This is a genomic window from Levilactobacillus tangyuanensis (assembly GCF_003946545.1).
In the GTDB taxonomy this organism is placed as follows: Bacteria; Bacillota; Bacilli; order Lactobacillales; family Lactobacillaceae; genus Levilactobacillus; species Levilactobacillus tangyuanensis.
This window is the reverse complement of sequence record NZ_RHOA01000015.1, coordinates 1-12511: the sequence shown is the minus strand read 5'-3', so window position 1 is coordinate 12511 and position 12511 is coordinate 1. Positions and strand designations below refer to the sequence as shown.

Genomic DNA, 12511 nt, shown 5'->3' with positions numbered 1-12511 from the left:
TCCCAGGATTCCTAACCGAGCCTGAGACTAAAAAAGAGGAGCGCTATCAACTATGTCTAATTGGGACACCAAGTTTGCTAAAGAAGGATTCACGTTTGATGATGTTTTGTTAATTCCTGCCGAGAGTCACGTTTTGCCGAATGAAGTCGATTTAAGTGTCCAATTAGCCCCGAACCTCAAGTTGAACGTTCCATTTCTAAGTGCCTCGATGGATACGGTCACCGAGACCAAGATGGCGACTGCAATGGCTCACAATGGTGGGCTGGGCGTCATCCACAAGAACATGAGCGCCGCCGACCAGGCAAAAATGGTCGCCGAAGTTAAGGCCATCGAAAATGATGCTAAGAAATTCCCCGTTGCGGCCGTCGATGCTAACAACCACTTGTTAGTCGCCGCTGCCGTTGGGGTCACCTCCGATACCTTCGATCGGGCCCAAGCGTTGCTCGATGCCGGTGCCGATGCGATCATCATCGACACGGCGCACGGTCACTCTGCTGGGGTGCTGCGTAAGGTTGCCGAGATTCGCGACCACTTCCCAGCAGCCACGCTGATTGCCGGGAACGTTGCTACGGGTGAAGGTACCCGGGCACTGTTCGAAGCCGGTGTCGACGTGGTTAAAGTTGGGATTGGCCCCGGCTCAATCTGCACGACGCGGGTCGTTGCCGGTGTCGGGGTTCCTCAATTGACGGCCATCTATGATGCTGCCGCCGTGGCCCGTGACTTTGGCAAGCCAATCATCGCCGATGGTGGGATGAAGTACTCCGGGGACATCGTGAAGGCGATCGCCGCCGGTGGTAACGCTGTGATGTTTGGGTCCATGTTCTCCGGGACCGACGAAGCACCTGGCGACGTCATCGAAGACGGTGGTAAGAAGTACAAGACTTACCGTGGGATGGGGAGCTTAGCTTCCATGTCACACGGTTCCGCCGACCGTTACTTCCAAGGCGGCGTGAACGAAGCCAACAAGTTGGTTCCAGAAGGTATCGAAGCCCGGGTTGAATACAAGGGTAGCGTTAACGATATCATCTTCCAAATGGTTGGTGGCCTGCGTTCCGGGATGGGTTACACCGGTAGCGCCACGATTCAAGACCTAATCAACGATGCGCAATTCGTCCGGATTTCCAATGCCGGTTTGATTGAATCACATCCACATGATGTGCAAATCACGAAGGCCGCACCTAACTACAAATAATTCTGTTTTACGGGTCGATTCCACTGGGAATCGACCTTTTTATTTATCTTGGTTGGATTTGGCAACCGCCGGTTGCCGTGCTGGGGGCTGGAACGCGGTGAACATGACTTTGAGCCAAAGAGCGGTCTCAAAGGTCAGTTCTGCCTAAGCGGAGAAAACCATTCCACTAAGGCAGTTCCACGGCTGAGCCCCCCTCCCGGCGCCCTCTGGTTGAGATCCACGGGTCAATAGTCGTTACCGATTGGTCCTGCATCGGTTAGTGGTTAGTGGGGGGATGGTTCAACAGGTCTGTGATTTTTACTCTCGTCAGTAAGTGTTATCACGGTAATGGCCAATTGATTGCGACAAAAAAAGCCAAGCGTCAGAAGTCTGACCACTTGGCGTTAGCCATTAATGTTGATGCCGCCAGTGTTGGAATTTGTGGAAGTTGGCCACGATGACAATGATTAGGACCATGGCGACCTCGACAAATTTACCGAACGCGGTGTGTTCAATCGGGAAGGAAACAAACGCGGCCAGGACGACAAGGCAAGCGAGGATGATGACCGTGGTACGTGGTGATTTCATAAAAAGGCCTCCTCATTCACTCGTTTTGCCGCCAGTGTAGAAGCGTCAAGGCTAAATGCCAATCGTTACCTACTGGAAAGTGCGGCCGACGATGGAACCATCGAGTGAGGTGATTAGAGGTGGTGTATGCTGCCGCCTTCACTGGTAAGTGTCAGCGCCGCGGAGGCGGCCAGGGCTCAGTGGTGTCGTTTTCCTTATTCGGCGGGTTGGGCCGGATTAGGAAAAGCCCGAGTTTTAAGACCGGTGGGTTGCCGGGCTTAAAATCGTGGCCACCACGTTCCGGCCCTGGCAGCCGGAGCAGAGCGACCAGCCGCCAAAGAAGGTCAGTGACCGAAAATTTCAGAAGCTTAACCAGGTTTAAACATCCGGTTGGCTAGTCATCGCTAATTAGTGTAAAATTAAGGAATGGTAAAGTGCCTTACGCCCGATTAAAGGTTGGTGGCGTAAGGACGTTCCGGCGGGTTTATTTGCTAGAATGAAGATAAATCCAAAGGGGAAACCACTAGTGATGTGACCTAGTTGGTAAAGGAGACTAGCTCTTATGAAAATTTTAGTTGTCGATGATGATAAAGAAATTGCACAATTACTCGAAATTTACATTAAAAACGAAGGGTACGAACCCTTAACCGCCTATGACGGGAAGGAAGCCCTCACCAAATTACACACCACGCCCGATATTTCCTTAATGATCTTGGACATCATGATGCCCGAGATGAGTGGGATTGAGGTCGTGAAGGAAGTCCGGAAGGATTCACAGATTCCAATCTTAATCCTGTCGGCCAAGACCGGCGACATGGATAAGATTCAAGGGTTGATTACCGGTGCGGATGATTATGTCACCAAGCCATTTAACCCTCTAGAGGTCATGGCGCGGGTTAAGTCGCTGCTGCGGCGGAGTCAAGATCAAGTGACCGATGATGCCCCAGATATCTTGGACATCGGCACGTTGACGATCAACAAGGATTCTCACGAAGTCAAGACGATTGCCGGTAAGACGATCTCACTGACGGCCCTAGAATTCGGGATCCTCTACCTGTTGGCCAGTCATCCAAACCGGGTGTTCTCGGCGGACGAAATCTTCGAACGGGTCTGGCGTCAGGAAAGTATCGTGTCGGCCAAGACCGTCATGGTCCACGTGAGTCACTTGCGGGATAAGATTGAAGAAGCCACGAACGGTGAAAAGGTTATTCAAACCGTTTGGGGTGTGGGTTACAAGATTGAATCACATTAATGGTTTAAGGTGGCAGTCAGGAAAGATGGGATGTTCAATGGAAAAACTTAGCGACTCCCGGTTGATTGACGCTTGGGAGGTCAGAGCATGAAGCTGACCACACGAGAGAAGAGTGCCCTCTGGTTAGAGGGGGTTGTCACGGTGATCCTGTTGTTCATGCTGAACCTGGCGCTATTGGTCCTGATTATTCAGGCCATCGAAAGCAACCCAGGCCTGCGAGACGGGATCTTTATCATCAAGCGCTCCATCATGTTGGGGCCCAATAAGTTTCAGCTATGGAGTTGGGAGAATCTGTTCATTGGCTTGATGTTAATTGCCGACGCCTTAGTTGTTTGGTGGCGCCTGATTCGGCGTTACCGGCAGATGCAACTCCACCACATTATTGAAGAACTTCACTACATTGCCAACGGTCACTTCGATCACCGGATTCCGTTCCGGGTCAGTGGGGACGTGCAGCGGGTGGTGGATTCCGTCAATGCCCTGGTGGATTCCGTCATCCATTCGATGGATGAGGAGCGGGCGATTGAGAAGTCCAAGGATGAGCTGATTACAAACGTCAGTCACGATATTCGGACGCCATTGACCTCGATCATTGGTTACCTGGGCCTGATTGAAGACCAGCAGTATCATTCCGAAGACGACCTGTTGAAATACACCCATACGGCCTTCCTGAAGTCCAAGCAAATGAAGTCCCTGGTGGATGATTTGTTTGAATACACCAAGGTGCGGCAGACGGATACGCCACTCAGTCTGACCAAGATTGATTTGGCCGCGATGTTGGCGCAACTGGGGGCCAGCTTTGAGTTGGAAGCCCAGAAGAAAGACATGACGATCGGGGCCTCAAGCACCCCGGCCAGCCTGATGATGGAGGCCGACCCAGAGAAACTGGTACGGGTCTTTAATAATCTGGTGGCCAATGCCCTGAAATACGGGGATGGCGGGACCGAGATTAATTTGATTGCCAAGCGGGTCAACGACCAGGAGTTGGAGGTTCGCGTGACCAATGACGGTCCGAAGATTCCTAAGGAGTCCCTGGCGTTAATCTTCGAACGGTTCTACCGGGTTGAAGAGTCGCGGTCCAAGGAAACCGGTGGGACTGGGCTGGGCCTAGCGATCGCGCAAAGTATTGTTGCCCTACACGGTGGCTATATTTATGTCGAATCAGATGATGATCTGACCAGTTTCGTCATTCATTTACCAGTCAAACAAGATCACCCCTTAGAGATCCCCAAAGAATTAAAGACAGCGGGATCAACGAAATAAAGTGTCGGCCGACTCGGCGACCTACATATAGAGGAGTTTTAAGTTAAATGAAACGATTAAAGCAAGTTGTGATTGGTCTCGTCACGGCGATGACCTTGTTCACCGGTGCTGCCAGTGGGATGAGCGTTGCCCCCGCGACGGTAACCGCTCAGGCGGCGACGAAGAGTACCACCAGTTCCACGGTTAATTTGAAGGCTAAGGCCGGCATCGCGGTCGACGCCAAGACCGGTCAGATTCTATACAGTAAGGACGCCGACAAGACCTTGCCGGTGGCCTCGATGAGTAAGCTGTTGTCGATCTACCTCGTTCTGGAGGCCGTTCACAGCGGTAAGCTGAAGTGGAACCAGCAGGTTAAGATTGACGCCGCGACGGCCAAGGTTGCCCAAAACACCAAGCTGTCGAACGTGCCATTACGGGCGGGCCATAGCTACACGGTGAAGTCCTTGTATCAGGCTTCCTTGATTTATTCCGCCAATGGGGCCATCGAAGCCCTGGGGACGGCGGTTGCCGGTTCACCCCAAGCCTTCGTTTCCAAGATGAAGACCAAGGCCAAGGACCTAGGCATGACCAATGTTAAGATTTACAACGCCTGTGGGTTGACCAATAAGCAGGTCGGCAAATTAGGGGACAGCAAGGCTGCCGCCAAGGCCGAGAACGAATGGTCGGCCGCCGACCAAGCAACGTTGGCCGTGGCTTTGTTAAACAAGTATCCGGAAGTGCTCGACACCACCAAGGTTTCCAAGATGTGGTTCGAAAAGGGTACGAAGGATGCCACCAAGATGGAAAACTGGAACTGGATGTTGAAGGGGCTCACGGCCGCTTACACCAAGCTCAACGTTGACGGGCTGAAGACGGGGACGTCCGATGCTGCCGGCGCAAACTTTACCGGGACCGCCAACAATGGCGGGAAGCGTATTGTGACGGTTGTCTTGCACGCCGCTCACAAGTCCGAGACCGATCCTTCCCGGTTTCAACAGACCCAGAAGATGATGTCGTATGTTTACAATAACTTCAAGACCGTTTCCTTCAAGGCCGGCACGCAGATTGCTGGGGCCAAGTCGGTTAAGACGCACGATGCCAAGCAGCCAACGGCTAAGACGGCCTTGGCCAGCGATGTTGACTTGTGGATTCGTAACGACCAGGTAGCCAGCAACGTTCGGGCCACGCCGCAGCTAACCGCGAAGTTAGCTAAGGATAAGGCGCTGGAAGCCCCAGTTGCCAAGAATGACCAGGTCGGGACGGCCAATGTTTCTCTGAAGGGTGACCAGTTAGGCTTCTTGGGTAATACCAAGACGACCAAGGTTCCCCTCAAGGTGACGGAACCCGTCGAGAAGGCCAACTTCCTGGTTCGGGCATGGCGGTCGATCGTCGCCTTGTTCTAAGGGGTTAAATTAATATAGTAGTCATCCGCTACCGAAATAACGAGGTAGCGGATTTTTTTACGGTTTGGTCCGGCCTTTCCCGAGCTAGGGGAAGGTTGATTCAGATCAAGGCGGGTTGCGGGCCGGTTTGGTAAGCTTTTTCGTAACCTGAGGGATTTATTTAACCAACCGAAAAATTTTAAAAATTAACGTAAAACGGCCCGAAACATTGATGGGGTGCGGGTGGTGGCGATTTCTATTAATAGTCGATGGCATGTTATTGTTTTGACAAGTCAAGTAATAATGTGCGAAGATACTTCTATTATAAAAGAGACTGCAATTATTTAAGGTTATTTTGAGGATAAAGGGAGCTGAAACAAGTGGACATGATTAAAGGCGAATGGAGCTACATCCGGCACAACCGACTGATTTTAATCTCGGTTATTGCCATTATGTTTATTCCATTCCTCTATAGTATTTTCTTTCTAAAATCGGTTTGGGACCCATATGGGGAAACCGGTAAACTGCCCGTTGCCGTGGTCAACAATGACCAGGCGGTAAGTTTCAAGGGGCAGAAATTAAATGTTGGGGATCAGACGGTGTCAAACCTGAAGAAGAACCATCAGTTGGGCTGGCGGTTCGTTTCCGCAAGCAAGGCAGCAGATGGCTTGAAGCATCACAAGTACTACACCGTCATCACGATTCCAAAGAACTTCTCGGCTAACGCCGCAACGGCGCTGGACAAAACGCCCAAGAAGATGACCTTTAGCTACAAGACGAACGGGTCGGCCAACTACATCGCTCAGGTTATGAGTGAAGTTGGTTCCGACAAGTTGGATAGCCAGATCAAGGCCAAGGTTACCAAGGCCTACGCCCAAGCAACGTTTAAGCAAATCTACGCTGTGGGTCAGGGGATGGACAAGGCTGCCAAGGGTTCTGCCAAGTTAAAGGACGGGACCGTTACCTTGACGGATGGTCTGAACGCCTACACCACTGGTGTCTCTCAGCTTAACGATGGCCTGTTAACCATGAAGACCAAGGTTCAACCACTGTCGAACGGGATTCAGAAGCTGACGGATGGCTCGGCCACCCTGGCTTCTGGCCTCGGTCAATACACGTCCGGTGTTAACCAATTTACCGGTGGTGTTAGCCAACTGAGTGCTAAGATGCCAACGATGCAGGCTGGTGCTAACAAGCTGAATTCAGGTGTCTACAAGTATGTCAATGGGGTTTACAGCTTGAATTCTGGGCTGGGTAAATTAACGACGAAGGTTGGGCCATTAGCTAGTGGCGTTACCAAGTTGAGTACTGGTAGCAATAAATTGACGTCAGGGCTAAAAGAATTGGATAAAAATTCGAAAGATTTAAACTCTGGCGCCAAATCAGTAGCCGGTGGGGTTACCGATATTAATGCGCTGGTTACGAAACTTGGACCAAGTTTGGGTGCTCTTTCAACACTAACAGCCGATCCTACAAAGCTAGACGAACTTCGTGGGCTTTTACAATCTCTAGCCAACAACGGTGACCTGAACCTAACGCAGAATGATGTGGCAACATTAGAAAATGGATTAAAATCGTTGAGCGGGCTTAATCCTGCTGACCTGTCTGGGTTACCAACTCTCCAGACTGCCATCAGCACTGACATTAAGAATATTGAAGCTAACAAGCCTTCAAGTTCAGGAAGTAGTTCTTCAACGGCTACTTCGGGCTCAACAACTGGCAGTAACAGTGCAGAAATCAAAGCATCACAGGATGCTGCGGCCGCAACCAAGAGTGACACAGCTGATCTCCAAGCTGCAGTCAAGAGCGGTGATGATACCGCGATCAAGAATGCTACTCAACAGGTTGCTCGGGATGCGACAACTGCTGATGCCAAAGCAGGAGCTGTAACGGCTGGTAAAGATACACCAGCTCCGGCTGCTGCAAATACGGGCGATTCCGCCTATAATGCTGCGGTTGAGTCTTTGGTTAGCCATGTGATGGAATTAAATACCACGTTAACCGGCCTTACAAGCAAACTTAACGACATCGTAGCTTTGCAAACCGTTGCTCCTAAGTTAGTTAATTTGATGCCAGTATTACAAAGTTTAAGTAACTCCAATTTAAAACCACAGGACTATTCCGATGTGGCTAGTGCGTTAACTCAACTACAGGCTCAAATGCCGGTTCTGCAACAATTAGGAAGTTCGAAAGACCTGATAGGGAAATTATCTACGGGTGCAACCAAGCTTAGCACGGGACTTGATACGTATACTGCAGGTGTTCATAGCGCTTTAGATGGATCTAACCAGTTGACGGATGGCTTAACGAAGTTGAACAAGCAAGTGCCAGCCTTAACGGCAGGGGTTACTCAATTGTCCGATGGCTCAAAGAAGCTGGTCAAGAAGAGCCCATCATTAACGTCAGGTATGAGTCAATTGACAAGCGGCATTAACCAGGCTGCTGTTGGTGTTAACAAGTTGCAAGCAAACACGCCTAAATTGACGTCTGCGGGCAACCAGCTTAATCAGGGTGCAAGTACCCTTAGCGCTGGCTTGACCACCTTGAACGGCAAGGTACCGGCTCTGGTCAGCGGGGTTAACCAAGCTGCCAACGGGTCACAACAATTAGTTGATAAGAACGGCCAGATTATCAGTGGTGCCAACAAGCTTAACAAGGGTCAAGGCCAATTGGCCACGTCCTTGAAGAGTGGGGCTAAGCAGATCAACGACCAACCACTGTCTGACAAGACGGCGGACATGTTCGCTGCACCAACTCACCTGAAGCATGAAAGCTACAGCTACGTACCAAACTATGGCCATGCCTTAGCACCGTACGTTCTGTCCGTGGCACTCTATGTTGGGGCCTTGGTCTTCAACTTTGCCTTCCCAATCCGTAAGGTTTCTAAGGCAGATGGTAGTGCGACCGGCTGGTTCTTCAGTAAGGTTTCTATCGGAGCTGTCGTAGCGCTTGCGATGGCCGTTATCGAACCATCATTGATGATGTTGGGTGGCTTGAGTGTTGTTCACCCAATGCAAATGATTCTGGTCTCCATCATGTTCTCGGAGGCGTCGATGTTCATTGTCATGTTCCTGTCGATGCTGTTGGACAACCCTGGTCGGTTCTTGGCCATGGTTCTCCTGATGTTGCAACTTGGTGGTTCCGGTGGGACGTTCCCTATGGAAGTCACGAACTCGTTCTACAACGCCGTTCATCCATTCTTGCCAATGACTTACTCCATTCTCGGATTCCGGGATGCGATTACGTCAGGGATGCCAGGGATGGTTGGTAAGGCGTTCTGGATGCTCTTACTCTTTATGATTGTCGCGTTAGCCCTGTTGTGGCCAACGATGATCTGGTTAAAGAAGAAGCATCTGATGGGCGTTTCTCAACTGGATGACAACCAAAAGTTGGGCGCCGTTGAGGATCCAAATACTAATTCACATTCATAAAATAATGGAAAATGTCGCAGGGCCACAGGCCTTGCGACATTTTTTATGGTGTCAGTCAAAGGGGCCATCCGGCTCAGGATGGAAAGTCGGTGGAGCCCCTTGAATCGGCGTGAAAATGATGAAAATGGGCTTTGCAATTTCACAAAGTTTTAATGAAACCCGCCGGAATGCCCGATTACCTTTGCTAAATATCACGGTTGTTATATGAAAATAGCATGAAACATGTTAAAATATCATTGTGTTTTGTGGATAACGGGTAAATCCATTAACTTGCTTCATATCTCAAGTATTTCGACGGAGGCAAACATTATTGAATAAACGACGGCCAAACCCCAAGCAGGTGCCGGACCCCGATGAACCCTTATGGCGGTCGACCTTGCGGGTAGCCATGCCCTTGAATCTAAGTTACATTCCTATTGGGCTGGCTTGTGGGATTTTGCTACACGCGGCAGGATTCAATACCTTACTGACCGGATTGGTTTCATTGCTAATCTTTTCTGGTGGGGCACAATTTCTAATTGCCACGATGTTGACGATTAATTCCCCATTACTTTCAATTGTTTTGATGCTGTTCTTCTTGGAATTACGTTATGCCTTATTGAGTTCGAGCTTATCGCCATACTTAAAGGGCCAATCAAACCGCTTTTTGTTTATCTTTGCGGTCTCGTTAAATGATGAAAATTACGCCATTAACTATTTAAAATTCGCCACTGACAAGAAGTGGACGGGTAAAGAGGCTTTGATGGTGGAGCACTATTCTTTACTCTTTTGGGCTGTCAGCAACGTTATCGGCAGTCTGATCGGGAGTGCGTTGAAGATTGACCTAGGGGTCGTTAACTTCGCACTGACGGCATTGTTCTTGTATATGATTGTCATGCAGATTAAGAACCGGCTGACCATTGTGATCTGCCTGATTTCCGGGGTGTTTGCGGCCCTATGCATGATGCTAACCAAGAGTACCCTGGGGTTGGTCATTTCGACCATTATCGCTTCATTGATTGGTTTCTTCCTAGAGACCACCCTGAAGAAGCATTTACCAGACAGTCACTGGTTGTGGAAACTTCGCAGTCCCGGGGCTAAGAAATCGGTTGTTGAGAACACAGAAGATAATTAGGATACAGGAGACGCTATATGAATTGGAATAGTACGCAACACTTTTGGCTAATCATCCTCGGCTTTTTCGTCGCATTTATCCCGCGTTTCTTCCCCCTGATGTTGTTCACCAAGCGGGAAATTCCCGAATGGTTCAACGAATGGATGAAGTTCGTTCCCGTGGCATTATTTACGGCGTTGGTCGTGAAGGATATTTTCATTGATAGTGAAAGCTACCAGTTTATCTTTTCCAAATATTCTGAGATGATCGCGGCCGTTATCGTCGTGGTGGTCGCGTACCGGACTCGGTCGATGGCAATCTCAGTGATTATCGGTTTAATCAGTGTTTTCCTGTTATCGATGGTCATCGCTTAATTTAACTCTATCAATCAAAGGCGGAGCTGAGCTCCGCCTTTTTTAGTGGCCATGATTTGTTGGTGCTTGAGCGGTTGTTGGCCAGTGGGGACTGATTAGGCCCGGGCAACGGTCACCTTGTCAGTGTCGGAATTGGCATCCAGTGAGGCCAGTCGTTCCTTGAGAACTGTTTTCTGCGTCTTGAAATAGTTTAGCGCCACGTTGAGGCTGTGCAGGGTATCGGTATCTACCTTGAACACATCGATTTGATTAGACAGCTCGGTCCGCGCGGCCAGGACCTCATCCTTCAAAGACCGTTGGAGCGACTGATTACCGGACTTTTCCGCCGCCGTCAGGTCTAATTGTGACTGTGCCAGGGTGTTCTGTAACCGTCGGAGAATTTCTTGATGCTCCTGGATGGTTTTTCTTGAGGATCGTTGGGCCAGAATTTCCCGTTTCTCGGCGGCGGCCACGGAACGTAGTTGGGTCAGTAAATCCTGCACCTGTTGCTTGGGCTGCTGATGAGCAGGCCGAGCGGTGACCTTGACCGGCAGGGCGGGGCTATTTTCAATCAGGACAGCCGTTTTTTCCGAGGCGGTAGCTTTGTTTTTCTTCAATTGGTGCGTCAGAACACGAGCTTGATAACCGGGCTTAGTGGCAATCAGATGGAACTTTAGCTTGCCCAGGTTACTTTGCTTGGAGCGGATGCTAAAGTGGCCGTGACGGTCAGCCTGAGCGCTTAACAGGGTGTGATGTCTCAGGTCATAGATGTGGACTTGGGCGTGCTTAACCGTCTTGCCAGTGACCTTGTGCTTCGACACATGCAGGTGGCGAAACTTCATCAGTGGCTTCAATTGCTTAGCGGCCGGTTTGCCCTTGGTCGGCATGGCGGCGAAGGCTGTGGCTAACAGTAGCATTTGCTTAGTCTGCATAATTTATTTAATCCCCTTTTATGTCCTGAATTATTAACACCATTACCAGTATTCAAAACTATAACATTGCGTACAACTTGCGTAAAGCAGATGTGCTTACAACGTTATTTGTAACCGAAATCGACAGAAAAATTTTGGCTTGATCCGGAAATTTATTCTATTATGCCATGTCAGGATAATAGCTAGGGTCTAGCTCAAGGATCTCATTTTTCAATTCGATAACGAGGCGTTCTGCTTTACTAATCGGTGAATACAGACGGTCATGTTCTGCTTGAATAGCGATGTAGTCTTTACGTTTCTGCTCGTATTCTGATTTTAATTTTGTGAGTTCCTTATTTGTTTTGTCTATTTGGTCATTGTCTTTAGAAATAATGGCCTTCTGCAAATCGATGCGTTGCTTATCAATTTCTTTATCTGTGCTTTCAAAATCTCTGATTATTAAAAGGTATTTTTCGTTGAAGGGAGCTAATTTAGAGTCGAACTCCGCATGGATACGAGCTGCATCGTTAGAAGCATCGTCTAGTTGTTTCAGTTTTTCTTGTATCAATTGTTCTTTAGATTTTGTTGGCTCCACCGTAGCCGGATATTTGGGAAGGGTGGATGGCTGAGGAGAAGGGTTTACAGTGGCAGGGATGACAGGCTTGACTTGTTCTGGAGTCTCAACTGGCTTATTCGAACCACTCTGAGGCGCCTTCTTACGCGAAATCTTGGTTGCGGTTTTAGAATGTTTGAACCATCTGGACCGAAACCCATGTTTCGAGGCCTTCAACTTAAAGTTAAGCTTTGTGAGTTTAGCGTGTTTAAGCTTAATTGAAAAGTGACCCTTTCGATTCGAAACGGTTTTGGCCAGTTGCTTACTCTTGGCTGTCAGTAGCTGAATCGTTGCACCGCGAGAAGTTTTTCCGGAAATTTTGTGTTTCGAGACCCTGATATGGCTGAACTTGCTGACAAATCTGGTACTACTTGAGGCAGTGATCATTCCGCCATAGACAGTACTGGCAGTGACTAATAGGCAGATTGCAAGAAATAACTTGAACAAATTTAGTAACGCAGATCACGCAAAAAGATCTCAATCGGTGTTCGCCAAT

General features: G+C 49.3%; 10 protein-coding genes. 7 read left to right on the top strand and 3 right to left on the bottom strand.

Annotation, left to right across the window (positions count from 1 at the left end; translation table 11 throughout):
- Positions 1-52 precede the first annotated feature (52 nt).
- Positions 53-1192 carry an IMP dehydrogenase gene (gene guaB, locus EKM96_RS09135; protein ID WP_125642851.1) on the top strand — a complete coding sequence of 380 codons (1140 nt, stop codon included), beginning with the start codon at positions 53-55 and terminating at the stop codon, positions 1190-1192.
- A gap of 390 nt (positions 1193-1582) precedes the next feature.
- On the opposite strand, the gene EKM96_RS10620 is transcribed toward guaB, so the two are convergent.
- Positions 1583-1759, bottom strand: a complete 177-nt coding sequence (locus tag EKM96_RS10620) for a hypothetical protein (RefSeq protein ID WP_164511019.1) — start codon at positions 1757-1759, stop codon at positions 1583-1585.
- 541 nt (positions 1760-2300) lie between these two features.
- On the opposite strand from EKM96_RS10620, the gene EKM96_RS09130 reads away from it, so the two are divergent.
- The 6 genes from EKM96_RS09130 to EKM96_RS09105 all read left to right on the top strand — a co-directional run bounded on the left by EKM96_RS09130 (position 2301) and on the right by EKM96_RS09105 (position 10512).
- A complete protein-coding gene (locus EKM96_RS09130; protein WP_061775748.1) occupies positions 2301-2990 on the top strand; it encodes a response regulator transcription factor in 690 nt (229 codons plus the stop codon).
- A gap of 87 nt (positions 2991-3077) precedes the next feature.
- The gene (locus tag EKM96_RS09125) at positions 3078-4253 is read left to right on the top strand and encodes a sensor histidine kinase (RefSeq protein WP_125642848.1); all 1176 of its coding nucleotides are present in this window, start codon (positions 3078-3080) and stop codon (positions 4251-4253) included.
- A gap of 47 nt (positions 4254-4300) precedes the next feature.
- Positions 4301-5635, top strand: coding sequence for a D-alanyl-D-alanine carboxypeptidase family protein (locus tag EKM96_RS09120; RefSeq protein ID WP_125642845.1), 1335 nt, complete (start codon positions 4301-4303; stop codon positions 5633-5635).
- A gap of 365 nt (positions 5636-6000) precedes the next feature.
- Positions 6001-9045 carry a YhgE/Pip domain-containing protein gene (locus EKM96_RS09115; protein WP_225417753.1) on the top strand — a complete coding sequence of 1015 codons (3045 nt, stop codon included), beginning with the start codon at positions 6001-6003 and terminating at the stop codon, positions 9043-9045.
- A 310-nt stretch (positions 9046-9355) separates the two neighbouring features.
- On the top strand, positions 9356-10159 hold the full coding sequence (locus EKM96_RS09110) for an AzlC family ABC transporter permease (protein WP_125642839.1): 804 nt from the start codon (positions 9356-9358) through the stop codon (positions 10157-10159).
- A 17-nt stretch (positions 10160-10176) separates the two neighbouring features.
- Positions 10177-10512 carry an AzlD domain-containing protein gene (locus tag EKM96_RS09105; RefSeq protein WP_125642837.1) on the top strand — a complete coding sequence of 112 codons (336 nt, stop codon included), beginning with the start codon at positions 10177-10179 and terminating at the stop codon, positions 10510-10512.
- A gap of 95 nt (positions 10513-10607) precedes the next feature.
- Here EKM96_RS09105 and EKM96_RS09100 read toward each other — a convergent pair whose 3' ends face one another.
- Both EKM96_RS09100 and EKM96_RS09095 read right to left on the bottom strand, forming a co-directional pair.
- Positions 10608-11423 (bottom strand): hypothetical protein, encoded by an 816-nt coding sequence (locus EKM96_RS09100; RefSeq protein WP_125642834.1) that lies wholly within the window; start codon positions 11421-11423, stop codon positions 10608-10610.
- Between the two features lie 160 nt (positions 11424-11583).
- On the bottom strand, positions 11584-12462 hold the full coding sequence (locus EKM96_RS09095; RefSeq protein ID WP_164511018.1) for a hypothetical protein: 879 nt from the start codon (positions 12460-12462) through the stop codon (positions 11584-11586).
- Between the last annotated feature and the right edge of the window lie 49 nt (positions 12463-12511).

Excerpts from the sequence above, each read along its gene's own strand:
- EKM96_RS10620 (WP_164511019.1), bottom strand. The coding sequence starts at position 1,759 with ATGAAATCACCACGTACCACGGTCATCATCCTCGCTTGCCTTGTCGTC.
- EKM96_RS09100 (WP_125642834.1), bottom strand. The coding sequence starts at position 11,423 with ATGCAGACTAAGCAAATGCTACTGTTAGCCACAGCCTTCGCCGCCATG.
- EKM96_RS09130 (WP_061775748.1), top strand. The coding sequence starts at position 2,301 with ATGAAAATTTTAGTTGTCGATGATGATAAAGAAATTGCACAATTACTC.
- guaB (WP_125642851.1), top strand. The coding sequence starts at position 53 with ATGTCTAATTGGGACACCAAGTTTGCTAAAGAAGGATTCACGTTTGAT.
- EKM96_RS09105 (WP_125642837.1), top strand. The coding sequence starts at position 10,177 with ATGAATTGGAATAGTACGCAACACTTTTGGCTAATCATCCTCGGCTTT.
- EKM96_RS09125 (WP_125642848.1), top strand. The coding sequence starts at position 3,078 with ATGAAGCTGACCACACGAGAGAAGAGTGCCCTCTGGTTAGAGGGGGTT.
- EKM96_RS09115 (WP_225417753.1), top strand. The coding sequence starts at position 6,001 with ATGATTAAAGGCGAATGGAGCTACATCCGGCACAACCGACTGATTTTA.
- EKM96_RS09120 (WP_125642845.1), top strand. The coding sequence starts at position 4,301 with ATGAAACGATTAAAGCAAGTTGTGATTGGTCTCGTCACGGCGATGACC.